21 protein-coding genes are annotated in these 21,736 nt (G+C 62.8%); 10 read left to right on the top strand and 11 right to left on the bottom strand.

Going from position 1 to position 21,736, the window contains the following annotated elements:
* Positions 1–26 precede the first annotated feature (26 nt).
* On the bottom strand, positions 27–386 hold the full coding sequence (locus INT29_RS03620) for a metallopeptidase family protein (protein ID WP_101569780.1): 360 nt from the start codon (positions 384–386) through the stop codon (positions 27–29).
* A 130-nt stretch (positions 387–516) separates the two neighbouring features.
* Between INT29_RS03620 and INT29_RS03615 the strand changes: the two genes are divergently transcribed.
* Genes INT29_RS03615 through ahcY form a run of 3 tightly spaced genes read left to right on the top strand, consistent with a single transcriptional unit; the run spans position 517 to position 3,862 of the window.
* Complete coding sequence (locus tag INT29_RS03615; protein ID WP_374701004.1) at positions 517–867, top strand: DUF3499 family protein; 351 nt, start codon at positions 517–519, stop codon at positions 865–867.
* Entirely contained in the window at positions 864–2,357 is a 1,494-nt protein-coding gene (gene manB / locus INT29_RS03610) for a phosphomannomutase/phosphoglucomutase (RefSeq protein ID WP_193070758.1), read from the top strand. Before INT29_RS03615 ends, manB begins: the two co-directional genes overlap by 4 nt.
* A 44-nt stretch (positions 2,358–2,401) precedes the next feature.
* A complete protein-coding gene (gene ahcY, locus INT29_RS03605; protein WP_193070757.1) occupies positions 2,402–3,862 on the top strand; it encodes an adenosylhomocysteinase in 1,461 nt (486 codons plus the stop codon).
* Positions 3,863–3,968: 106 nt separating this feature from the next.
* Here the strand turns inward: ahcY and INT29_RS03600 are convergent, their stop codons facing one another.
* The gene (locus tag INT29_RS03600) at positions 3,969–4,793 is read right to left on the bottom strand and encodes an RDD family protein (RefSeq protein WP_319020829.1); all 825 of its coding nucleotides are present in this window, start codon (positions 4,791–4,793) and stop codon (positions 3,969–3,971) included.
* A gap of 93 nt (positions 4,794–4,886) precedes the next feature.
* On the opposite strand from INT29_RS03600, the gene INT29_RS03595 reads away from it, so the two are divergent.
* The gene (locus tag INT29_RS03595; RefSeq protein ID WP_101569785.1) at positions 4,887–5,885 is read left to right on the top strand and encodes a stage II sporulation protein M; all 999 of its coding nucleotides are present in this window, start codon (positions 4,887–4,889) and stop codon (positions 5,883–5,885) included.
* Between the two features lie 68 nt (positions 5,886–5,953).
* Here the strand turns inward: INT29_RS03595 and INT29_RS03590 are convergent, their stop codons facing one another.
* Genes INT29_RS03590 through INT29_RS03570 form a run of 5 tightly spaced genes read right to left on the bottom strand, consistent with a single transcriptional unit; the run spans position 5,954 to position 11,329 of the window.
* On the bottom strand, positions 5,954–7,240 hold the full coding sequence (locus INT29_RS03590; protein ID WP_193070756.1) for a DUF58 domain-containing protein: 1,287 nt from the start codon (positions 7,238–7,240) through the stop codon (positions 5,954–5,956).
* Positions 7,241–8,365: an AAA family ATPase gene (locus INT29_RS03585; RefSeq protein WP_193070755.1), complete on the bottom strand. Its 1,125-nt coding sequence runs from the start codon at positions 8,363–8,365 to the stop codon at positions 7,241–7,243. It abuts the gene before it with no gap.
* Complete coding sequence (locus tag INT29_RS03580; RefSeq protein WP_193070754.1) at positions 8,362–9,627, bottom strand: DUF4350 domain-containing protein; 1,266 nt, start codon at positions 9,625–9,627, stop codon at positions 8,362–8,364. Before INT29_RS03580 ends, INT29_RS03585 begins: the two co-directional genes overlap by 4 nt.
* Positions 9,624–10,280 (bottom strand): hypothetical protein, encoded by a 657-nt coding sequence (locus INT29_RS03575; RefSeq protein ID WP_101569789.1) that lies wholly within the window; start codon positions 10,278–10,280, stop codon positions 9,624–9,626. The genes INT29_RS03580 and INT29_RS03575 overlap by 4 nt, the downstream gene beginning before the upstream one ends.
* Positions 10,277–11,329 (bottom strand): hypothetical protein, encoded by a 1,053-nt coding sequence (locus INT29_RS03570; RefSeq protein ID WP_193070753.1) that lies wholly within the window; start codon positions 11,327–11,329, stop codon positions 10,277–10,279. Before INT29_RS03570 ends, INT29_RS03575 begins: the two co-directional genes overlap by 4 nt.
* 136 nt (positions 11,330–11,465) lie before the next feature.
* Here INT29_RS03570 and mtrA point away from each other — a divergent pair, with 136 nt between their 5' ends.
* From mtrA to hpf, 5 genes are all read left to right on the top strand, one after another.
* A complete protein-coding gene (gene mtrA, locus INT29_RS03565) occupies positions 11,466–12,146 on the top strand; it encodes an MtrAB system response regulator MtrA (RefSeq protein WP_143921237.1) in 681 nt (226 codons plus the stop codon).
* On the top strand, positions 12,143–14,164 hold the full coding sequence (gene mtrB / locus INT29_RS03560; protein WP_193070752.1) for an MtrAB system histidine kinase MtrB: 2,022 nt from the start codon (positions 12,143–12,145) through the stop codon (positions 14,162–14,164). The genes mtrA and mtrB overlap by 4 nt, the downstream gene beginning before the upstream one ends.
* Positions 14,161–15,882: an LpqB family beta-propeller domain-containing protein gene (locus INT29_RS03555; RefSeq protein WP_193070751.1), complete on the top strand. Its 1,722-nt coding sequence runs from the start codon at positions 14,161–14,163 to the stop codon at positions 15,880–15,882. Before mtrB ends, INT29_RS03555 begins: the two co-directional genes overlap by 4 nt.
* A gap of 35 nt (positions 15,883–15,917) precedes the next feature.
* Positions 15,918–16,640 carry a ComF family protein gene (locus tag INT29_RS03550; protein WP_101569794.1) on the top strand — a complete coding sequence of 241 codons (723 nt, stop codon included), beginning with the start codon at positions 15,918–15,920 and terminating at the stop codon, positions 16,638–16,640.
* 66 nt (positions 16,641–16,706) lie between these two features.
* Positions 16,707–17,366 (top strand): ribosome hibernation-promoting factor, HPF/YfiA family, encoded by a 660-nt coding sequence (gene hpf, locus INT29_RS03545; protein ID WP_101569795.1) that lies wholly within the window; start codon positions 16,707–16,709, stop codon positions 17,364–17,366.
* An 18-nt stretch (positions 17,367–17,384) separates the two neighbouring features.
* Here hpf and INT29_RS03540 read toward each other — a convergent pair whose 3' ends face one another.
* From INT29_RS03540 to INT29_RS03525, 4 genes are read right to left on the bottom strand one after another with little or no spacing between them, the layout of a single operon-like run.
* Positions 17,385–17,804 (bottom strand): DUF418 domain-containing protein, encoded by a 420-nt coding sequence (locus INT29_RS03540; protein ID WP_264298554.1) that lies wholly within the window; start codon positions 17,802–17,804, stop codon positions 17,385–17,387.
* 31 nt (positions 17,805–17,835) lie between these two features.
* Entirely contained in the window at positions 17,836–18,468 is a 633-nt protein-coding gene (locus tag INT29_RS03535; RefSeq protein WP_413463152.1) for a response regulator, read from the bottom strand.
* Between the two features lie 52 nt (positions 18,469–18,520).
* A complete protein-coding gene (locus INT29_RS03530; protein ID WP_193070749.1) occupies positions 18,521–19,657 on the bottom strand; it encodes a sensor histidine kinase in 1,137 nt (378 codons plus the stop codon).
* 59 nt (positions 19,658–19,716) lie between these two features.
* On the bottom strand, positions 19,717–20,283 hold the full coding sequence (locus INT29_RS03525) for a hypothetical protein (protein ID WP_193070748.1): 567 nt from the start codon (positions 20,281–20,283) through the stop codon (positions 19,717–19,719).
* A 159-nt stretch (positions 20,284–20,442) separates the two neighbouring features.
* Between INT29_RS03525 and INT29_RS03520 the strand changes: the two genes are divergently transcribed.
* The gene (locus INT29_RS03520; RefSeq protein WP_193070747.1) at positions 20,443–21,684 is read left to right on the top strand and encodes a winged helix-turn-helix domain-containing protein; all 1,242 of its coding nucleotides are present in this window, start codon (positions 20,443–20,445) and stop codon (positions 21,682–21,684) included.
* Positions 21,685–21,736: the final 52 nt, after the last annotated feature.

The following is a 21,736-nucleotide window of genomic DNA, read 5'->3' as shown; positions in this document are numbered from 1 at the left end:
TTCTGCGTCGGCTGCATCCGCTTTCGCTAGGAGTTCCGGAGGATCTCGACCTGATCGGCGACCACCTCGGCGATGAGAGAATCACGCTGGCCGCTGCTGTGGTATTCGATGACTCGCCGGTAGAGGACGATGTGCGTGAGCCTGTTGGCGGTGGCCGGGAAGACCCGGCCGAAAGCGGGCTCAGTGGAACTTGCCGGTGGAACCGCATCGATGGCCAGCACCACCTCGGCGAGCAGGGCCGGTTCCTGCGCCCGGAAACGGGCGAACTCCTCGGCCGCGACACGAGCGAAGCTCTCCCCTCTGCGCAGTCGGGCCGGGACGTCGGCCAAGAACAGCGGGGACCGCAGTCCGCGGCCATGCCGATCACGATGACGCCTGGTACTCATGAGTCAATATTGTACTGACCATACGGCCCTGGCTGACAGGAACAGGCGGTACTCGCGTGTAAAGTGGTTGACTGTGTCAGCCGTGAGATTGTGTTCAAAAGTCAGCTGCTCGAGCAGTGCCGCAGCCACCATGACGTACGTGCACGCTGATGCTTGTGTCGTCATCGGTCCGCTGTCGCGTCGCGCCGAGCCCGGTGCCCATGACCTGTGCGCCGACCACGCCGCAAAACTGACCCCTTTGGTGGGGTGGGAGCTCATCCGCATCGGAGGTGAGCAGGCGCCTCCCGAGCGCACCCATGACGATCTGTTGGCCATCGCCGACGCCGTCAGAGAAGCGGCAGGACGCCCCGGAGACGGTGCGAGTGCGGGCGAGGCAGCGTCGTCACCCTCGTCTGCGTCGTCGTCGAGCGCTGAGAGGCGAAGCGACGGATCCGTGCCGGGCCGCAAACACGGTCACCTGCGCATCATCGGCGACTCATGACCGACCCCAGGCCCGGAGCTGTGCCGAGTCCCAGTCCAGACCTCGTCGAGGCCCGCACGACTGCGCTCGAATCCGCGGTCGGAGCCTATGACATTCGCGGCCGCATCCCTGATCAGCTCGACGAGGATGTGCTCTTCGCTCTCGGCTGGGCCACTGCCTTCGCTATGTCGGAGCTCGAATCGAGCGCCGAGGTGGTCGTCGGACACGATATGCGACCCAGTTCTCCCGGTTTCGCGCACGCCTTCGCCGCAGGCATCGAGGCAGCCGGTTATCGAGCGGTGCTGCTGGGGTTGTGCTCGACCGATCAGCTGTACTTCGCCTCGGGAATCTTCGACCTGCCCGGTGCGATGATCACCGCAAGTCACAACCCGGCCGACTACAACGGAATCAAGATCTGCGGCCCCCGAGCCGCAGGAGTCAGCCTCGCCTCAGGGCTGGGACGAATCAAGGAGCTGGCACCACAGGCGCCGACATTCGGCCGGGCCGTCGACGGTTCACACCGTTCTGCACCCGCGGTGGACATCAACGAGGTTGCGGCCGCGGACATGCGCAGACGCTACGTCGAACGCATCCGGACGCTGACGCACGTCGATGAGGTCACTGGTCTGAAGGTCATCGTCGACTGCGGCAACGGCATGGCGGGCAAACTCCTCGGTGAGGTCTTCGGCCCTGATTCCGGTTTTGCGAAGGTGCCCTTCGACGTCATCGGACTGTTCACCGAACTCGACGGTACTTTCCCCAACCACGAGGCGAACCCGCTGAAGCCGGAGAACCTCCTCGACGTCTCCCAAGCGGTTCTCGATCACGGCGCGGACCTGGGACTGGCCTTCGACGGAGATGCCGACCGGTGCTTCTTCATCGACGAAACCGGGGCGACCATGTCGCCCTCGGCGATCGGTGCACTCGTCGCCGAACGTGAGATCGCCCGTGCGAAGACGGCCGGCGTCACCGAACCTGTGGTCATCCACAATCTCATCACCTCCCGCAGCGTGCCTGCAACGATCACAGCCGCCGGAGGTCGGGCGGTCCGCTCGAAGGTCGGGCATTCGGGCATCAAAACACTCATGCGCACCGAACATGCCGTCTTCGCCTGCGAACACTCCGCTCACTTCTACTTCGATGAGTTCTACGGTGCCGACTCCGGCATGCTCGCAGCCTGCCACCTGATTGCCGCTCTGGCGAAGACAAAGGCACCTGCGTCACGACTCGTCGCCGACTACGATCTCTACGCACAGTCGGGAGAGATCAACTTCACCGTGGCCGATCCCGAAGCCGTGCTCACCGCCTTCTCGGCCGAATCCGGTCACTTCCCGGCCAACACGGTCGATGACCTCGACGGCATCGGGCTACAGGGCGAAGACTGGTGGATCAACCTGCGCATGTCGAACACGGAGCCCCTGGTGCGACTCAACGTCGAGGCCAGCGACCCGCAGCGGCTGCGCGAATTGACGGCACAGGCCAGTGACTTCGTCGAGGCCCGAAGGCAATAGACTCAACTCAGACGACAACAGTTTCCGTTCTCCATGGAGGTACCGTGCTCGAATCCACCGACTTCAAGGTTGCCGATCTGAGCCTGGCCGAGGCCGGCCGGCACCAGATCCGACTGGCAGAACGCGAGATGCCTGGGCTGATGGCACTGCGTGAAGAATTCGGGCAGAGTAAGCCGCTGACCGGGGCTCGCATTGCCGGAAGCCTGCACATGACTGTGCAGACGGCTGTGCTCATCGAGACCCTCGTCGCGCTTGGTGCGCAGGTGCGGTGGGCCAGCTGCAACATCTTCTCCACTCAAGACGAGGCCGCTGCCGCTGTCGTCGTCGGCACCGGCAGCCTCGACGCTCCAGCTGGTGTGCCGGTCTTCGCCTGGAAAGGTGAGACCCTCGAAGAGTACTGGTGGGCCGCGGATAAGATCTTCGACTTCGCGCAGGGAGCCAACCTCATCCTCGACGACGGCGGCGACGCCACGATGTACGTTCTCAAGGGTGCCCAGGCCGAGCTCGACGGGGGAGTGCCCACCGCGGGTGAGGACGACCCGGAAGAGTTCAAGGTCCTTCTGGCACAGGTGCAGAAATCGCTCGAGGCCGCACCAGGACGTTTCGGTCGCATGGCTGCAGGCATCAAGGGTGTCAGCGAAGAGACCACGACGGGAGTCAACCGCCTCTACCGTCTGGCTGAGGACGGCAAGCTGCCGTTCCCCGCCATCAACGTAAATGATTCCGTGACGAAGTCGAAGTTCGACAACCGCTACGGCATCCGCCACTCCCTGCCCGACGGTCTCAACCGCGCCACAGATGTCCTCATCGGCGGCAAGATCGCCGTCGTCGTCGGCTATGGTGATGTCGGCAAGGGGGCCGCCGAGGCGCTGCGTGGTCAGGGTGCCAGGGTCATCGTCACCGAGATCGATCCGATCTGCGCCCTGCAGGCGACAATGGACGGCTACCAGGTTGAGCATCTCTCCGCGGTGGCACCGACCGCGGACATCATGATCACGACTACAGGCAACACGCGGGTGGTCGGAGTCGAGGTGTTGACCAGCCTCAAACCCGGGGCGATCGTCGGCAACGTCGGACACTTCGACGACGAGATCGATCTGGCCGGCCTGGCCAAGGTCTCCGGAGTCACCAAGGTCGAGATCAAGCTGCAGGTCCACGAATGGCGCGTGCCCGTCCCCACCGACCTGGGTCTGGACCGCGAACAGACGGACTTCCTCGTCCTGTCCGAAGGCCGCCTGCTCAACCTGGGCAACGCCACCGGCCACCCCTCGTTCGTGATGAGCGCGTCCTTTGCCAACCAGGTGCTCGCGCAGATCGAACTCTGGGTCAGCCCCGAACGCTACGACAACGATGTGCACCGCCTGGCGAAGGAGCTCGACGAAAAGGTCGCGCGCCTCCACCTGCCGGCACTCGGAGCGAACCTGTCCGAGCTGTCGAAGGAGCAGGCCGAATACATCGGCGTCGACGTCGCCGGGCCATATAAGCCCGAGCATTACCGGTACTGAGCTTCCCTGACGTCTTCAGGTCCGACCCCCAAACGATGGGGGCCGGGCCTGAAAAGTCTGCGGATCTAAGTGTAGAGAGATGAGCGCGGGGCCGGGTTTGAAACCTTCAGCGGTTCTGCAGATGCAGCCCATGTGGGAGTGTGTTGACGCCTGCACGGAACGCTTGTGACTGTTCACTGCGGCGCTGCTGCTTCGAAAACTCTGCCGAGCGCTGTCGGTGGATGACTGCAGACAGGAACTGTTCCGGCATCGTTCCCTCTGGCGGTGCGGGTGCGACATAGGGGTTGAGCTCGGTGGCGAGTTCCTTCGCCCGCTCCCAGCGCGAATCGCGGCCCAGGTTCTCAGCCATGGACAGAAACTGCACAACCCGGCGGTGCAGCCCGGCAGGGAGCGTGGCAATGTCGGTCTCTGCCAACCAGTTCTGCAGATGCGGTGAGACATGTGTGTGAACCGGTTGGGGTGGGGCGGTGCGTTCGCTGACGGCCATCGTCCCAGCCATGTAGTCGCCGAGGCGCTTGGACTGTGGCGAGACCAGACCGGAGAGGGCTGCCAGTCCGCCACCGGTGGAGAGGATCTCGAAGGGCCAGAGGATGGCGCGAATGAACGAGTGCCTGGCCCGCACGGCCCCACCGTCGTCGCGGACGACGCGCAGACCCAGGATGAGCTTTCCGATCGAACGGCCGTGGGTGAGGACTTCGATGATCATCGGCAAGAGCACGAACACCGAGATGCTCATGATGGTCATCACCGATGCCAGCAGGAGCTCGTTGACGTCAAGGACCTGCAGCAGGAACCAGAACATGGCGATGAGGAGCCCGATGTTGACGATCGAATACACGATGTAGTCGATGAGGCAGCTCAACGCACGCGCGGCCAAAGCCGCAGGCTGGATGCTCAATTCGACGGCTTCGCCCGTCACCAAAGTACTCACGATTCCATCCTGTCATAATTCGCATCCCCACTTCATTGCGGATCGCCTGGGACACAGATTCTGGTCTGCCTGACACTCAGATAGGGTTGAGTCATGGACCCGAATCTGCTGGCCGAACTGCACGGCGACAAGTGGCGAGAACTGTCCATGCTGGCGAAGAAGAACTGGCTGAATCCGGCCCAGGCCCACAGATTCCTCGACCTCTATCGGGATGCGTCGAAGGACCTCTCTCGGATCATGACGGTGGCTCCCGACTCCTTGGAAGCCGCACGACTGTCGGCGATCGTGCATCGTTCGCGCAACCATCTCTCGGCGGTTCCCTCCGGTGGCCTCAGCGGTCTCTCTCGTTTCTTCGTCATCAGCCTGCCGCTGTCGATCTATCGACTCCGGTGGGATTTCCTCATCGTCGCCGCATGCTTCTTGGCAGTGGCGAGTCTGGCCGGGATCTGGGCGGGAATGCACCCGGAGGTTCTCGAGACCTTCGGCGACCACGCCTTCCGCAAGCAGTTCGCGGAGCATGATTTCGTTGAGTACTACAAGGAGAATCCGAACGGGTTCTTCGCAGTCGGGGTGTGGACGAACAATGCGTGGATCGCCGTGCAGTTCGTGCTCCTCGGCATCACCGGCATTTTTGTCGTCTCAGGACTCTTCTCCAACGCGGTCAACGTCGGATTCTCCGGTGCGATGATGTTCGAGTTCGACCGCGGCTCGGACTTCTTCCTCTACATTCTTCCGCACGGAATCCCCGAGATCAGCTGCATCATCCTCGCAGGTGCGGCGGGACTGAGACTGTTCTTCGCCTGGGTGGTGCCGGGACCTCAGCTGCGGCGGAACAAACTCGCTTCAGAAGCCAGATCACTGCTGACCGTGGCCGGTGGTCTGGTCCTCATGCTGTTCATCTCGGGACTCATCGAAGGGTTCGTCACCCCCAATCCGATCCCGCCGGAGCTTAAAATCGCCATCGGCGTTGCCTACACAGCAGCAGTCATCGCCTATGCCTGGTACTTCGGCAAGCGTGCCGCGAGGGCCGGACTCAGCGCCGATCTCGACGAGCACCAGGCGGGCTACTCGATCCTCGCGACAGATCGGTAGAGCCTCCACCGCAGACAGATGGACCTTCCACCACTGACTGGTCTAGCCTGCACCACTGTGTGAGGGTCCTACAGCTTCCCAGTCGCCTTGAGATTGATGTAGAGGTCAGCGAGAGCTCCGGGCAGATCCTCAGGTCCCGCTTCGACCGACTGGACACCGGCTCCGCGAAGACGCGTCTGCAGGGACTTCGATGTCAGCAGCTCCGATTCCGCAGCCGCAGCTGTGAAGATCTCATCGGTGCCCTCACGCTTCGCCGCAAGTTCACCCAGGCCAGGATCTTCCACCGAGGCCACCACGACGCGGTGACGTGCCAAGAGAGTCGGCAGGACAGGCAGGATCTCGTCGGAGACGCTGCCCTCATCCAAAGCGGTGACGAGGACGACGAGCGCATGTTGGCGTGAGGTGGACAGGACAGTCGACGAGATCTGCTCCCAGTCGGCATCGTAGAGTTCCGGGTGCACCGTCGTCAGCGCCACCGAAAGGTCATGGACGGGATCCTTCGAGCGATGGCTCGAGGCGATTGCCCGGATGCGTGCATCGGCGACAATGACATCGACTCGGTCGCCTGCCCCAGAGGCCAAAGCCGTCAACAGCAGAGCAGACTCCAGCGCAGCATCGAAGATGGTGCCGTCACCGCAGCGACGTGCGGCCAGTCTGGAGGAATCGACGACGATGACGATTCTCCGGTCACGCTCTGGCCGCCAGGTCTTGACGACCAGATCCTGAGCACGGGCACTGGCACGCCAGTCGATAGAGCGCACATCATCACCGTCGACATAGTCGCGCAGCGAATCGAACTCTGTGCCCATGCCGCGGATCATCACAGCAGACCGGCCATCGAGTTCACGCAGCTTCTGCGTCTTCGAAGGAAGCTCGCGCCGGGAGATGAACGGCGGCAGGACGCGCACGATCGCCGGCACATCGAAGCTTTTCTGCCGAGCGATGAGGCCTAAGATGCTGCGGCTGCGGATGGTGACCTTGTCCGCGTGCAGAGCACCGCGGCGCACGGGCAGAAGGTGAGTGACCATCTGACTGCTCTCACCTGGGGACAGGTCGAAGTGCGAGCGTGTGTTTTCGGCTCTCGCACTCGGTGACCACGCATCACGGACCGCGATCCGCAGGCGTTTGGGGGAGTCATTGACCATGGTGAGCGTGCAGTCGGTCGGATCACCCAGCCGGACCATCGGTCCAGGCGTGCGCTGGAGGGACACCAACCTCGGCGGGGGAACGAGGAAGAAATCGAGCAGCGCGACGATGACGATGACGCCAGCGACGATCAGTGCACTCGTGAACCCCGGCATGAGCATGACGGGGACGAGCCCGAGCAGGGTCAGCAGGAGCAGTCGTGTGGTCATTCAGCGTGGTACTTCGGTGGTCGCGATGATCGAGTTGAGGACCTGATCGACGTTGAGTCCATCCATCTGAGCCTCGGGTCGGAGGATCACACGGTGGCTCAGGGTCATGTGCGCCAATGCCTTGACATCATCGGGTGTCACGTAGCCGCGGCCCGAGAGCCAGGCATAGGCGCGTGCGGCACCGAGCATTCGGGTGGCACCGCGGGGAGAGACGCCCAGGGCCAGCGACGGTGCCTGTCTGGTTGCGCGAGCCAGGTCGACGATGTAGGTGATGACCTGTGGGGCGATGTAGATGCCGGCGATGCGCTCCCTGGCCTGAGCGATCATGGCGGCGTCGACGACTGGTGTCAGTCCCGCCTCAGCAAGGTGAGAGGCGTCGAAACCGCGTGCATGACGGTCAAGGATCTCGAATTCCAGGTCGCGTTCGGGCAGTCCGAGGACGAGCTTGAACAGGAACCGGTCGAGCTGAGCCTCGGGCAGAGGATAGGTGCCCTCGTATTCGAGGGGGTTCTGGGTCGCCGCGACCATGAACGGTTCCGGCAGAGCACGGGACCCGCCGCCGACCGAGACCTGGTGTTCCTCCATGGCTTCGAGCAGCGCCGACTGTGTCTTGGGCGGGGTGCGGTTGATCTCATCGGCGATGAGGATGTTGGTGAACACCGGGCCGGGCCGGAATTCGAAATTCGACACGGACGCGTCATAGACCAGGGAACCGGTGACATCGCTGGGCATGAGGTCGGGCGTGAACTGGATGCGGGTGTTGTCGAGGCTGACCGAGGTGGCGAAACTGCGCACCAGGAGGGTCTTGGCGACACCGGGCACACCCTCAAGCAGCACGTGACCCTGGCACAGCAGTGCGATGAGCATCCCGGTGACCGCTTCGTCCTGTCCGACCACGGCCTTGGCGATCTGCGTGCGCACGTCGACGAACGCCTCCCGGAGAGGGTCGCGCTCCTGAGCCGCCTGCTGGGGCTGGCCTGGCTGTGCCGCCTGCGACTGCGCTGGCTGGGAGGGCTCGGCCTGTGCCTGTGCCTGTGCCGACTGGGGCTGGGCCTGTGCCGGTTGGGTCGGCTGGGCCTGGCCCTGCGGCTGCTGGGCAGAGTTCTCGCCTGGAGTCTGTGTCATGAGATCTCACTTTCGATGAGGGTGAGCTGATGGACGATGTTCGCTAATTCTGAGTCGGTGCTGGGCACTGCGGAGGAGAAGACCGAATCGACCTGGGCCGGATCTCGGCCGGTCGCGTTCGCGATGCCGACGATGATGTCGCGGGGCCCGGCCTCGGGACCCAGCGCCAGCCGTTTCGCAACGCGCAGGAGAGCGCCAGTGCGCAGGGTGTGCAGGGCACCAGTCCGGTCGTGGCTGCGCGCGGCCAGAGCCGCACGACCGTGCACCGTCTCCACAGCGGGAACGATGACCGGCAGGCGTTCGACGGCCAGGGGACCGAACCTGCGGCCGAGGATGAGCAGGAGGATGAGCACACACGGAACCAGCCACAGGGCTCCGGCGATGAACCAGCTGGGCACATAGTCCAAGGTCGACGGGGTCGACTCGGACTCACCGGACTCGGTGGGGTAGTAGACGACCAGGTGGCCGGACTGTGATAGCTGGGAGAGAACCAGTGAGGCATTGCCCTCTTCATCGATGCCGGCGTTGGTCGCCCAGTCGGGATTGCCGAGGACGGTGACGGGGAAGTCGGCCTTCCCTCCGCCGCCCTCATCGACGATGAGCTGCCCGTGCGCCGATCCAGGGGTGACTTCGCCACCGCCAACCTGGGAGACGCCAGGGCCGGTGAACGGGTAGCAGGTGCTCAGACCCTCGGTGCCTTTTCGGGCCTCGGCATACTCCGTCTCGCCGGTCTCAACGCCGCCGGCAGCCTGGGCCGCCGGCACCTCACAATGCGGCCGTGAGATCTTATCCGGGGTGGCCAAGGGGCTGATGCTGTCATCGACCGTGATCCTGTCGGTGAATTCCTGGACCATATGGCCGGGATCGATGAGTGCCAGTCGATTGTCATTGGCGGCGAGCTGAGACTGGAAGCCGTCGATATCGCCCTGGGAGAGCAGATCGGCCTTCGTCGGAATCAGGAGTGTCGTGTCCGGTTTCCCGGAAGCTTTGTGAGCCGTTTCGTAGTCCTCGGTCGTGGTCACCTCGACCCCATGGTCGCGCAGAGTTTCGACCATGGCCTTCGTGCCTTCACGAGCCGTGGAATCGTAGTGCAGAGGTGCCTCGGACTCGCGGTCCGAGGTCATCAGCATCGTGGCGATCACGGTGATGAGGATGGCGATGGCCGCCACGATCCACACACCGGCCGACCTCAGCCTAGCCGTCAGCGGGACCGCCGCACTCGAACGGGTGCCTCTGGTAGCGACGTCGATAAGGGCACTCATGATGCCACCGCCGATCGATGGCGCGGACTCAACGCGCTCAACGCCTCATCAAGTGCGAGGAACTCGTGATAGGTCTCAGATAACGAAGCGAGCGAAGTCCCATCAGGGTCCTCACCGAAGAAGAGGTCGTTGAACACCTCGGCGACTCGGGCCAACTGGCGCCGGTGTTCGGGCACTTCGTCTCCGGCAGTGCGGCTGAGTTCGCTGGCAGTCGATGCTGAATCGAGAGTGACGATGTGCTTCTGGGAGAGCACAGCGAAGATGGCACGTGCAGAATCGATGACCGCAGTCCTCATATCCCCGCGCTCGGCGGCGGCCCGCGCACTCTCTCTCCAAGGGCCGGGCTCAGGTGAGGCGACGACAGGGTCGAAGGCAGACAACGGAAGGGAGGTCTTCTTCAGCCCGACTCGGCGGACCCGCCAGATGATGAGGCCGACGATGGCGGCCAGAGCCACGATGACGATGAGAAGCATCCACGGAGAGTTGTTGTTGAGTGCGCCTGAGACGATCGAGTCCCAGAAGTTGCTCAACCACTGACCGATCTGTTCCAACGGGGTGAGATCGGTGTCCGAGTATTCCTTCTTCGACAGTTCGTGCTCGACCCATTCGCGCCCGGTCTCTCGATCGATGGTCGAACTTGCCAACATGCTCATGCGGCGTCCTCCTCACGGCGAATGAGAACCAGGTCGAACCCTTCAGTACGCATGCGTTGGTCAAAGTAGCAGACGCAGACGAGGCAGGAGAAGTATGCGAAGAGAATCGCCGAGGACACTGTCGTCAGGAGCAGAAGAAGAGCTCCGGCGATGGCGACGATGATCGTCATCGACATGGAGGCCGCACCAGCGGCGCCGATGGCGATGGTGGCGATGACGGTGACGACCATGACGAGAGGAGAGATGATGAGTTGGACCAACTGGTTGGACAGGAAGTAGCCGAGTCCCAGCTGTCCGAGGGTGCGCCAGAATCCGGTGCCGGTCAGGCGCCAGGAGCGTCGCAGTCCGGCTCGCACGCCCAGCTTTTCGACGGCGATCGCAGAGCCGGTGAAGGCGAAACGCAGATTCAGCCAGATCAGGGCGCACAACCAGAGTCCCAGCGCGAGGAAGGCAGTGACGATTGCGATAACCGTGTTGTCGGAGAGTGCGAAGAGAAGCGAGGGCAGCCCGAGAAGAACCAGCAGACCCAGATTGACGGCGCCCAGGAGAAGGGCCGCGAGAATCAGTGACCAGCGGCGACCACGCAGCGACGCCCACGACTGAGTCAAAGTCGTCTTGCGTGCCCCGAACGAATTTTCGGCACCGCTGGCGGCCAGTCCGGCAAGGAAATGAGCGACGCCGAGGCTGAGCAGGCTGATCGCGAACGATCCCATCTGCGCGAGCAGGAAGAACCCGGACATCGCATCGTCATTGCTGACGAGATCGTTGAGGAAGGGCAGGAACTTGAGCGCGACGAAAGCACCGACCGCGGTGAGGACGAGACTCCAGAGCGTGAACACGATGAGAGCCGCACCGATGGTGAGCCCGGGAATGAATCGCAGCAGACGGAAACCGGAATCGAGCACCTCAAAGAAGGTCAGCGGTCGTTTGGCCAGAACTCCACGCGGGGAAGGCGGGTGCCATTCGTGATGCGTCGGGCCCTGATCTCGTCGTTGCCACTGACCTGTCTGCCAGTCGACCTCTGAGGTCCACGCATTAGATCGTCCCATTACCACGCAATCCTGCCATGATTTGGTGCCCAGCGCCGACTCGAATCGCACCCTGAAACAGAGTTCACAACGTCTGCAATGAGAGGTGGGGGTGTCGAGGTCGAAAGATTGGGCGCTCATAAGCGACAATGGAAAGATGAACGCTCGTATCCTCGTAGTTGATGATGACACGGCTTTGGCCGAAATGATCGGGATTGTGCTCAAAAGTGAAGGCTTCGAGCCCTTCTTCTGCGCTACCGGTGATCAGGCCTTCGGCGAATTTGAGAAGGTGAACCCGGACCTCGTCCTCCTCGACCTCATGCTGCCCGGCAAAGACGGGCTTGAGGTCTGCCGAGAGATCCGCGAGATCTCCTCGGTGCCGATCATCATGCTCACGGCGAAATCGGACACCGTCGATGTTGTCCTCGGTTTGGAATCCGGCGCCGACGACTACGTTCCCAAGCCCTTCAAACCCAAGGAGCTCATTGCCCGGGTGCGAGCCCGCCTGCGCATCTCCGAACCACAGGCCCCGGAGCTGCTCACCGTCGGTGACGTTGTCGTTGACGTCGCCGGTCACACCGTGACGAAGGGCGGTTCGCCGATCTCACTGACACCACTCGAGTTCGATCTGCTGGTGGCTCTCGCCCGCAAACCATGGCAGGTCTTCTCCCGCGAAACCTTGCTCGAAGAAGTGTGGGGCTACCGGCATGCGGCGGATACGCGCCTGGTGAACGTACACGTGCAGCGACTGCGGTCGAAGATCGAACGTGACCCGGAGAAACCAGACATCATCGTCACCGTGCGCGGCGTCGGATATAAGGCAGGCAGAGCGGCGTGAGTCGCTCTTCGGCTGTGGGCGGAGCAATCCGCACCGCAGCCTCGGCGATCCGGACGTTCTGGCGGTTCCTCCTCCGCTCGTTCAGCCATTCTCTGCAGCTGCGGATCGTCGTCCTCACCATCGTCCTCACCTCCGTGGCCATCTTCGGGGTGGGGACGTACATGTCACAGCAGATCTCACGTGGCCTCTTCGACACCAGGCTCCAGTCTCTGTCGTCCCAGGCGGGGACCATCGTCTCCGAGCTGCGCAGCCTCTCTCCCGTCGACGGTCAGGCCGTGACCCAAGAGAACCTGAGCTCACAGCTGTCATCGATCTACAACCGCTCCACCGGCTCTGTGTACTCGTTGACCTTGGAACCCAGCGATCCGAACTCCTCGTTCTCAACGATCAGTGCCGGTACGACGGACTCCGATGGTGCGGCGGCCGCGGTGCCCATCAGTGATGAGCTCAAGGCTGCCATCGGCAAGGCTCCGACCGACGACATGCTCTATCAGTCAGTGGCACTTCCCGATGGGTCCGGGCCCGGGCTGCTGATCTCCCAGGAGCTTCAGATCCCTGGCGCAGGACAGTTCCAGCTCTACTATCTGGGCGACCTGTCCGAACAGCAGGACACCCTCGACTTCGTCCAGAGGTCGATGCTCGTCGCCGCCCTCGTCCTCGTCGTCCTCGTCGGTGCTGTGGCGTGGATCGTCACCCGGCTCGTAGTGACCCCGGTGCGCACCGGAGCCGAGGTGGCACGACTGATCGCCGACGGTGACCTTGACGAGCGCATGCCCGTCCACGGCAACGACGAGATTGCCGTGCTGGGGGAGTCTTTCAATGACATGGCCGACACCCTTCAGCATCAGATCCAACAGATGGAGCGACTCTCCGTCCTGCAAAGGCAGTTCGTCTCCGATGTCTCTCATGAGCTGCGCACACCTCTGACCACCATCCGCGCCGCCGCGGACCTCATCTACGACTCGCGTGATGACCTCGATCCCGTGACAGCTCGCAGCGCCGAACTGCTGAACTCGCAGGCGGAGAGGTTCGACAACCTCCTCTCGGACCTGCTGGAGATCTCCCGCTATGATGCCGGCGCCGCTGCCCTGGTAGCCAAGCCCGTCGACATCGGCGCCATCGTCACCTCGATCATCGAGACAGTGTCGATGGTGGCAGATCAGATGTCGACGAACATCGTCGTCCACGCTCCGTCCTCGCCGGTGATGGCCGAGGTCGACAGGGTGCGCATCACACGGATCGTGCGCAACCTCGTCGTCAACGCGATCGAACACGGTGAGACCAACCCGATCGACATCTATGTCGCCTCCAACGCCGAGGCAGTGGCCGTGAGCGTGCGCGACCACGGTGTGGGCATGAACGAAGAACAGGTCGAGCACGTCTTCGACCGGTTCTGGCGTGCCGATCCCGCTCGCAAACGCACACTGGGTGGGTCTGGCCTGGGCCTGGCGATTTCACTCGAGGACGCTCACCTGCACAACGGTTGGCTGCAGGTCTGGGGCAAACCGGGCGAAGGCTCATGCTTCCGCCTGACCATTCCACGCCGACCCGACCAGGAAATCACCTCCTCACCTCTGCCGCTGCCGCCTCGGGATGCGCAGATCCAAGGTGCTGCGCTGGTGGCAGGCCCTCTGTCCTCCGACGGTTCCGTGCGAATCCAGACGGGGTCGATCCCCATCGTGGTCGAAGCCAATCAGACTCCTCCCGCCCGTGGAGGATACGTTGACGGCCCTGAGGTCATCCGCGGCGATGCTGCCATCATCGACGACGGCACTGACATAGGCAGGGGCACGGAGAGTTCCAGCGACGCCGAGAGTGACTCGGCCGCTGACAGCAACTCGATCGCTGAAGACCTCGGCGAGGCAGAGCAGACTGAGGACATGAGCGAAGACGCCACCGGTAACCGCGACGACACTGCTGCTGACGACACAGACGACACCGTTGCCGATGACACCGACACCAGCATTCACATTGACATGGACACCGTGTGGCCCCCCGAAGGAGGATCGAAGTCATGACGACGCCCCGACGAAAGAAGGGTCTGAGCATGGCGATCCTCGCCGTCTTCGCCAGTCTGGCCCTGGGAGCCTGCTCTTCGATCCCGAGCAATTCGCCCGTGGGTCACATCGAGGCCGGTTCCGGTGACCCGGGTGCCAGCAACGCTCGGATCCCTGATGGCCCCGAACCCGGTGACAGCATCGGTGAAATCGTCCGCGGGTTCCTCGCCGCTGGCGCGGGCACCGGAAACAACTTCTCCGTCGCCAAGTCCTTCCTCACCGAAGCCGAGGCACAGGAGTGGAATCCGCAGGAATCGGTGTCGCTGCTGCCCAACGACACCGATCTGGATTCGCTCAACGCCGAAGTCACCTCCGACCAGAAGACGCTGACGATGTCGGCGCCCGTCGTCGGACTGGTCAACTCCTCGGGCATCTTCAACTCAACCAAACCGGGAACCCAGTCGAACATGGAATTCTCGCTGAGGCAGGAGAACGGGGAATGGCGCATCGCCTCGGCGCCCGACGGTCTGCTCATCTCGCAGTCGGAGTTCCAGACGATCTTCCTCAACTACTCGCTCCAATTCTTCACCTCTGACTACTCCTACCTGGTTCCTGACTCCCGCTGGTTCCTCCGGTCGTCGTCGACGCCGACAGCTCTCATCAACGAACTCCTCAGCGGTCCAGCCCCATATCTGTCAGGGGCTGTCGTGACCTCGATTCCCGACGGCGCGAAACTCAGCGACACGAACGTGGTGAGCATCGAAAACGGTGTCGCACACATTGCCCTGAGTAACCAGGGGGATGCGCCCACGGACAAGGAGAAGGGGCTGATTCGAGAACAGATCGCATCGACTCTGAAGGTAATTCCCTCAATCTCAAGCATCGAACTGACTATCGGGGGACAACTCGTCCCAGAGAGTCTGCAGCCCGAGACCGATTCCTCGGTCCAGGTCGACGGTCCACCGGTGGTGCTGGCCAAAGACCGACTCTCGCGCATCTCCGGCACGACCGTGGCCAAAGTCGAGAACAGTCCTGACCTGTCCAAGGCCAGGGCCAGCGACCCCGCCGTCTCCTTCGACGATTCGCTCTACGTCTACCTGCAGAATTCCGGGAAGGAGCTGATGCGTCTCAAAGCCGACTCTGTTGATGCGACTCCGATCTTCAAGGGAAAAAAACTGGTGCGCCCCAGCATCGATCGGTTCAATACGGTCTGGACGGGGGAGCGCGCCAACAAGGGCAAGCTCACGGCCATCGGCGATGACAGCAAGGAACACACCATCAACACGGACTTCCTGGCCGGTCGCGACCTCATCGACCTGGAAGTTTCCCGTGACGGCACACGGATCGCGCTGCTGAGCAGACACAAGGGCGAACCATCACGCATCGACGTCGTCGGAATCCCACGTGACAAAGCGGGGAACCCCTCCGGCACCGTGTCTGATGCGCCGATCGAAGTCGGGTCGAACTTCGATGAGGTCAGGGACATCTCCTGGGCCGGATCGACCTCGGTGGTGGCGCTGGCTGCCACGGCAGGCGAACGGGTCCAGCCGTTCCGCATCGGCGTGACTGGGCCTCCCGCCCAGCTGGGAGAGGTCCCTGATGGCAGTCGGATCGCCTCCGGCGAAGACGGTCGTTCGATCCTCGTGACGAGCTCCTCTGGAGAGATCTACTCCTACAACTCCAATGCCTGGCAGAAGCTCATCGATATCTCGGCCAAGGACCCTTCCTACCCGGGCTGAGGATTCTTCTCACCATGGCATAGTAGATTTCTCCCATGGGACTGCTGACCGAATTCGGCGAGCTCTTCCTGCCCCGCCGGTGCGCCGGTTGCGGTCGGGAGGACGTCTCACTGTGCACGGCGTGTCTGAGTCTGCTCGGCGGCATCCCCCGAGCCATGGAGCCGCGCTATGGCCAGATTCCCGTCGTCGGAGTCTCAGAATACAGCTCTGAGATTTCTCATATGGTGGTCAACTTCAAAGACAACGGCCGCCGAGACATTCTTGACCCTCTGGCCTTGGCCCTTGCGCGTTCCATCACCGCAGCCTTGGAGTTGGCTCATCATCCGGGTGGTCAGGTGAGGCTGTTTCCCGCGCCGAGCTCTGAACGAGCACGGCGACGCCGAGGCGGCTCCCACACTGCGGCACTGGCTCGCCGCGCGGCGGAACTCGTACCCGAGCTGTCTCTGGAGGTGGTCGACGTTCTCCTGGCCAGACGTCACCATGACCAGGTCGGGCTGGGAGCTCATGCCAGGGAGGCCAACGTGGCGAAATCGCAGTACCTCAACCCGAGGGTTCTGCCCTCGGAACCTTCTGAACGCGGAGACGAAAGTGCGTCCGCTCCCGGTGTGGATCTTCTCATCGATGATTTCTCAACTACCGGAGCAACTTTGGCAGAAAGCGCAAGGGTACTAGCATCGGTGCAGATCAGACCCGCTGCAGGAGCCGTTCTCGGTCTCGGCCGCGGGGGCACTCGATTTGTCTCTCCCTTTACTGTATAACGGTGGTTACCCATCCAAGGGAATGGGATCGGATGAATCCGACGAACGAGTCGCTAAGGACGCATCATGGACATTGTTGTCAACGGACGTCAACTGACCATCTCCGATAGTTTTCGGGCCCACATTGAGGACAAGATCGCCAAGGTCGAGCAGCTCGCACCGCGAGCTCAACGAGTCGAAGTGCACGTTGCCCACGAGAAGAATTCTCGTCAGCCCGAGACCAGCGAACGAGTCGAACTCACTGTAGTGGCGAAGGGGCCCGCCATTCGTGCGGAAGCCATGGCAAGCGATAAGTATGCTGCATTGGATTTGGCCTGGGCGAAGCTCGTTGAGCGATTAAGGCGTGCCAGGGACCGCAATAAGGTTCCTCGAGCGGGTCACCACAGGAAGGAATCCACGGCGGAGGCCCTGGCGAAGATGCCCGTCGCAGATTCGCTGGTTCCCGAAGAAGGCCAAGCGATCGATGCGAACGAGTCTGCGAACAACGACCAGACGAACGGCCGCATCAAGGCTGAAGGTGATTCTCCCGTGGTTCTGCGTGAGAAGACATTCAACGGCGCACCCATCGGAATCGAGGAAGCGCTCAACCGGATGGAGCTCGTAGGGCACGACTTCTACCTGTTCATCGACGAGGAGTCGAGCAAACCCTCCGTGGTCTACCGCCGCAAGGGCTGGAGCTACGGTGTCATCGCTTTGGATCCTGAACTTCAGGCCGTCGGCGACTGACCGATTCCAATCTGATCATCATTGATCTGAACACACGCGAATAGACGCACATGATCGCCGAGGTGGGAACCCCCACCTCGGCGATCTGCGGTTACACCCACTCTGGCCCCAGGCTCGTGCACCCTCGCGACCCCCGGTGACCAGGCGCCAGAGCTTCTCCAATGGTCCCTGCCCGACGAAGCGCAGCCACAGGGCCGAGACGATGATCTGGATGACCATGATGGCTGCACAGATGAGGATCCCGGCCAGATATCCGTCATGGTCATCAAACCTGCTCAGGCCGGGCTCGACGGCTTTGACGGCGAGGATGAGCAGTGTGGCTCCGATGTAGTTGCTCAGCGCCATCCGACCCCATGGTGCGGACGGCGGGGGCGGTGTGCGGCCGTGGTGTTTGAACTCATGACATCCATCCTGGTCGAACCGCACCTCGGCCCGCATCGGCACAATGGCCGGACTGCGTGAGCAAGTCTCAGTCGTTCGGCCGATTCATTGCCCCCGATTCCCACATTCGAGCCGCGATCTCGACCCGATTGCGTGCCTCGAGGCGGGTCTGGATATTGCCCAAGTGGCTCTTCACAGTACCCAGGGAAATATAGAGTTCGGAACAGATCTCCTGGTTGGTCCGCCCCCGCGCAACCAGGCGAGCGACATCGTTCTCCCGTTCGCTGAGCCCGGCCACCCGGTCCTCGCCCGTTGTGTTGTTGCGGGAACGGCGGCTGAGCAGGTCCAAAGTCAGCGACGGAGAGATCAGCGCGTCACCGTTCGCGGCGGCCCTGACTGCGGCCAGCAGCAGGTCAGGCCCGGCATCCTTGAGGAGGAATCCGCTGGCACCGCCGGCGAGAGCCGCATCGACATAGTCATCATCGTCGAAGGTGGTGACCATGATGACCTTGGAGATCGGCGTCAGGTGGGGCAGCGCGGCGAGACCGTCGAGTTTGGGCATTCGGATGTCGAGGAGGATGACGTCGGGGCGTTCGCGTTTGACCAGTTCGATGGCATCGACCCCGTCGGCGGCTTGTCCGACCACAGTGATCGACTCATCGGCGTCGAGGATGAGGGAGAACCCCATCCGCACCATTTCCTGATCATCGACCAATGCCACTGAAATCACGTTCGTCCTCCATCGATCGTCGTCGCCAGTCATGCCTCGTCCGTCATGCCTTGCCCGTCGGAGCCAAGGGTATCCGAGCCTCGAGCACCCAGCTGCTATCCTGGGCCGGTCCTGCGAACAGATCCCCGCCGAGGTGGTCGACCCGGGCCCGCAGACCCTGCAGCCCAGTTCCGCTGCCCGAACCGATCCCACCGGAACCGGGGCCGTTGACCACAGTGAGGACCACGTCATATCGAGACGGGTCTCCGGGCCTCGCCGAGGCTGTGGTGGACACCCGGACCGTGACCGGGACCCCGGTTCCCGCATGTCGGCGGATGTTCGTCAGCGCCTCGGCCAGCACTCGATCAAGGACGGGCCAGAGGGTGGAGGGAACCGCCTCGGCGACGGTGTCGGTGATGTCGAGTCTGATGGTGTCCTGGGTACCGAAGCCGTTGACTCGGTCGATGAGTGCCTGAGCTCCGGATGCGATGGGCGACCGGGGACCGATCGCGTTCGAGGTGTTCGAGACGAGCGAGCGGATCTCCTCAAGAGCACGGGTTCCCGACTCTTCGATCTTGGCCAGAGCGGTGGAGAGGACTCGGACATCTTCACTGCGGCCTGCCGCCTGGGAGAGGACGACGATTCCCGTCACCTCGTGGGCGACCAGGTCATGAAGCTCGGTGGCCATGCGACGTCGCTCCGCCTCAACGGCGGTGGCATGACGTTCGACCAGGGAACGGTCGATCATCCGCAGCAGCAGACCCAGAGACAGGCTCACTACGATCACGGTGGAGGCACCGAATGCAAAGGCCAGCCCATCGTCCCAGCCCATCAGGCAGGGCTCGACGATGTTGCCCACACACAGCAGAACGAGCATCAGCATCTGAGTGCGGGTGACGAACCATCGGGAGAGCATCACCACCGTCACCAGACTCAGCCACATCACGGTCAGACTCAGAGTCGAAGCGAGACCGACCGGGACGAGTGCGAGGAGCAGGGCGAGAGCGGCCAACGGCAGCAGCCTGATGCTCGGACTGCGTCCGCCCGAGGCACGGGATTGGATTCGCACCAGAATCGGCAGTGCCGTGGCCAGAGCGAACAGTTCGGCGATGACGAGCAGCAGACTCGACCCTGTCGCCAGCTCGAGCAGGAACGTCAGAGGCAGGGGGAGGAGCCACAGCCACGTGATCACGGTCTTCATCGTCACTCAGTCTAGTCAGGCCCGGTGCTCGCCGGGAGCGTTCACGGGGTGGACTCGGATCAGGCTGCGGCCGGGCAGTCGGGGGAGTCGTACTCAAGTTCGACGACGACTCCCGCGTTCGTGACTGCTGTGCCCTTGACCGTGACGTCTTGCTTCATCTCGATCTGTCCGGTGGACGAACCATCGGCGAACACCTGCAGTCGGTCATCGGCGACGTCGGCTGAGAAGGTGACCCTCGAACCGTTGACTTCTGCGGAGTCGGTGAATGAACCGTCTGCCCGTTCGATCGGCTCGACTTCACCGTCCGGGTGGTCGAAGGTGACGAAGCGGGTGAGACGGTCCGCGTGAGAGTCGCTGAGGCGGTGGACGAGCAGCTGATCCTTGTTCGTTCCGGCCTGCAGTGCGAGATCGACGTAGGTGAGGTCGGCGGAGTCGCGCATGGCATAGAGGATGTAGGGCCGGCCATGGACATCGATCGAAGTCGCGTCGGTATCGCGGGCGTCGAGGAAATCTTCGGCCTGGGACTCCAGCGCCAGCTTCGACTGGTGTTCCCAGACGAAGAGGGCGCCGATGGCGGCAGCGATGATGCAGAGTGTGGAGACGAGCGCGATGATTGCCTTCTTCATGGTGTTTCCTGGTTCCTTCGGTGTCGGATTCGTGTTGACGTATTCGATCTTTCCGTCTTGGTCAGAAGATGGCGTCGGCCAAACGGCCGATCAGGGTCGGCCGGATGGACAGACCTGCCGCAGATGTGCTGTGTCAGTGCCGTGCTCTACTGTGGATCCATGCAGAAGATGACGCTCTCAGCAGCTCGGAGAACGGCGATCGCGGCGACCGGACTCGACAGGGCACGTCCGAAGCAGGTGACGGCGAGACACCTGAAGTCGACGTTCGCCAGACTAGGACTGACCCAGATCGACTCGGTCTCTCGCGTCGTGCGTTCCCACTACCTGCCCTACTACTCGCGACTCGGACCGTATCCGCGTGAGACCCTCGACCGGCTCTTCTACTCAGCACCTCGCATGGGCGTCGAATACTGGGCCCACGCCGCGGCGTTCATCCCTCCCGAGACCTGGAGTCACTTCGAACGCACCAGAACCGAATGGTGGCGCAACGACTACGGGCAACGGCACCCCGAGAGCGGACCTGAGTTCCGGGCACTGCAGCACTCGGTCCTCGACGTGTTGGAAACCGGGCCGAAGACTGCACGGGGAGTCGCCGAACTCGTCGACCATGAAATCCCCGAACGCAACCGCGATCATTGGGGGTGGAACCCCAGCCAGGTCAAGGTGGCGCTGGAAGCACTGTTCGCCGGTGGCATCATCAGCGCCGCGGGCCGCAACGACCACTTCGAACGGGTCTATGCCCTGCCGCGCGACGTCAGCCGGTCCCTGCCGGCGTCTGAGCTCTCCTACGGCCCCGCCTGCGCCCCTGAGCTCGGCCTCGATCCCGAAGCAGAACGACCCCGAGGCGTATCCGGCACAAGCAACAATGTGCTCGAACTGACCCGAATTGCGGCGCAAGCTCTCGGCATCGCCCGGCCCGACTGTCTGGCAGACTACTTCCGGCAGAGGCGCGCGCCCACAGATGAGGCCATCACCTCCCTGCTGGCCTCCGATGAGCTCATCGAGGTCGATGTTGAGGGGACGCGGACACTGAAATGGCATGAGGCGAGAACCCCTCGTTCTGTCTCGGCCAGAGCCCTCCTCGCCCCGTTCGACCCCCTGGTCTTCTACCGGCCGCGGATCGAATGGCTCTTCGACTTCCACTACCGGATCGAGATCTACACTCCGGCCAAAGACCGAGTGCACGGGTACTACGTGATGCCGTTCCTCCTCGGCGAACGACTGGTCGGCCGCGTCGACCTGCACCGGGACCGGGAGGCGAACACGCTTCGAGCGCTGAAGGTGACGTGGGAACCCGGCGAATCCCACGAGGAGGAACTTGCGTCGGAGTTATGTGAGATGGCGAAGTGGCTCGGATTGGGTGCGGTGGATATGAGTGGTACTCACCTGCCATTAAGCTAGGGAATATAGAGTCGTTCGAGTTGTTGTCAGGCATTCATGCCGATTAGGAGAA

The organism is Brevibacterium sp. FME37, from assembly GCF_014897485.1.
Lineage (GTDB): Bacteria > Actinomycetota > Actinomycetes > Actinomycetales > Brevibacteriaceae > Brevibacterium.
This window is presented reverse-complemented; position numbering and strand designations above follow the sequence as displayed.

Bases quoted from the DNA above. Each gene is read 5' to 3' on its own strand.
- INT29_RS03620 (WP_101569780.1), bottom strand. From the start codon at position 386: ATGAGTACCAGGCGTCATCGTGATCGGCATGGCCGCGGACTGCGGTCC.
- INT29_RS03615 (WP_374701004.1), top strand. From the start codon at position 517: ATGACGTACGTGCACGCTGATGCTTGTGTCGTCATCGGTCCGCTGTCG.
- manB (WP_193070758.1), top strand. From the start codon at position 864: ATGACCGACCCCAGGCCCGGAGCTGTGCCGAGTCCCAGTCCAGACCTC.
- INT29_RS03595 (WP_101569785.1), top strand. From the start codon at position 4,887: ATGGACCCGAATCTGCTGGCCGAACTGCACGGCGACAAGTGGCGAGAA.
- INT29_RS03590 (WP_193070756.1), bottom strand. From the start codon at position 7,240: ATGACCACACGACTGCTCCTGCTGACCCTGCTCGGGCTCGTCCCCGTC.
- INT29_RS03585 (WP_193070755.1), bottom strand. From the start codon at position 8,365: ATGACACAGACTCCAGGCGAGAACTCTGCCCAGCAGCCGCAGGGCCAG.
- INT29_RS03580 (WP_193070754.1), bottom strand. From the start codon at position 9,627: ATGAGTGCCCTTATCGACGTCGCTACCAGAGGCACCCGTTCGAGTGCG.
- INT29_RS03575 (WP_101569789.1), bottom strand. From the start codon at position 10,280: ATGAGCATGTTGGCAAGTTCGACCATCGATCGAGAGACCGGGCGCGAA.
- INT29_RS03570 (WP_193070753.1), bottom strand. From the start codon at position 11,329: ATGGGACGATCTAATGCGTGGACCTCAGAGGTCGACTGGCAGACAGGT.
- mtrA (WP_143921237.1), top strand. From the start codon at position 11,466: ATGAACGCTCGTATCCTCGTAGTTGATGATGACACGGCTTTGGCCGAA.
- INT29_RS03555 (WP_193070751.1), top strand. From the start codon at position 14,161: ATGACGACGCCCCGACGAAAGAAGGGTCTGAGCATGGCGATCCTCGCC.
- INT29_RS03550 (WP_101569794.1), top strand. From the start codon at position 15,918: ATGGGACTGCTGACCGAATTCGGCGAGCTCTTCCTGCCCCGCCGGTGC.
- hpf (WP_101569795.1), top strand. From the start codon at position 16,707: ATGGACATTGTTGTCAACGGACGTCAACTGACCATCTCCGATAGTTTT.
- INT29_RS03540 (WP_264298554.1), bottom strand. From the start codon at position 17,804: ATGCGGGCCGAGGTGCGGTTCGACCAGGATGGATGTCATGAGTTCAAA.
- INT29_RS03530 (WP_193070749.1), bottom strand. From the start codon at position 19,657: ATGAAGACCGTGATCACGTGGCTGTGGCTCCTCCCCCTGCCTCTGACG.
- INT29_RS03525 (WP_193070748.1), bottom strand. From the start codon at position 20,283: ATGAAGAAGGCAATCATCGCGCTCGTCTCCACACTCTGCATCATCGCT.
- INT29_RS03520 (WP_193070747.1), top strand. From the start codon at position 20,443: ATGCAGAAGATGACGCTCTCAGCAGCTCGGAGAACGGCGATCGCGGCG.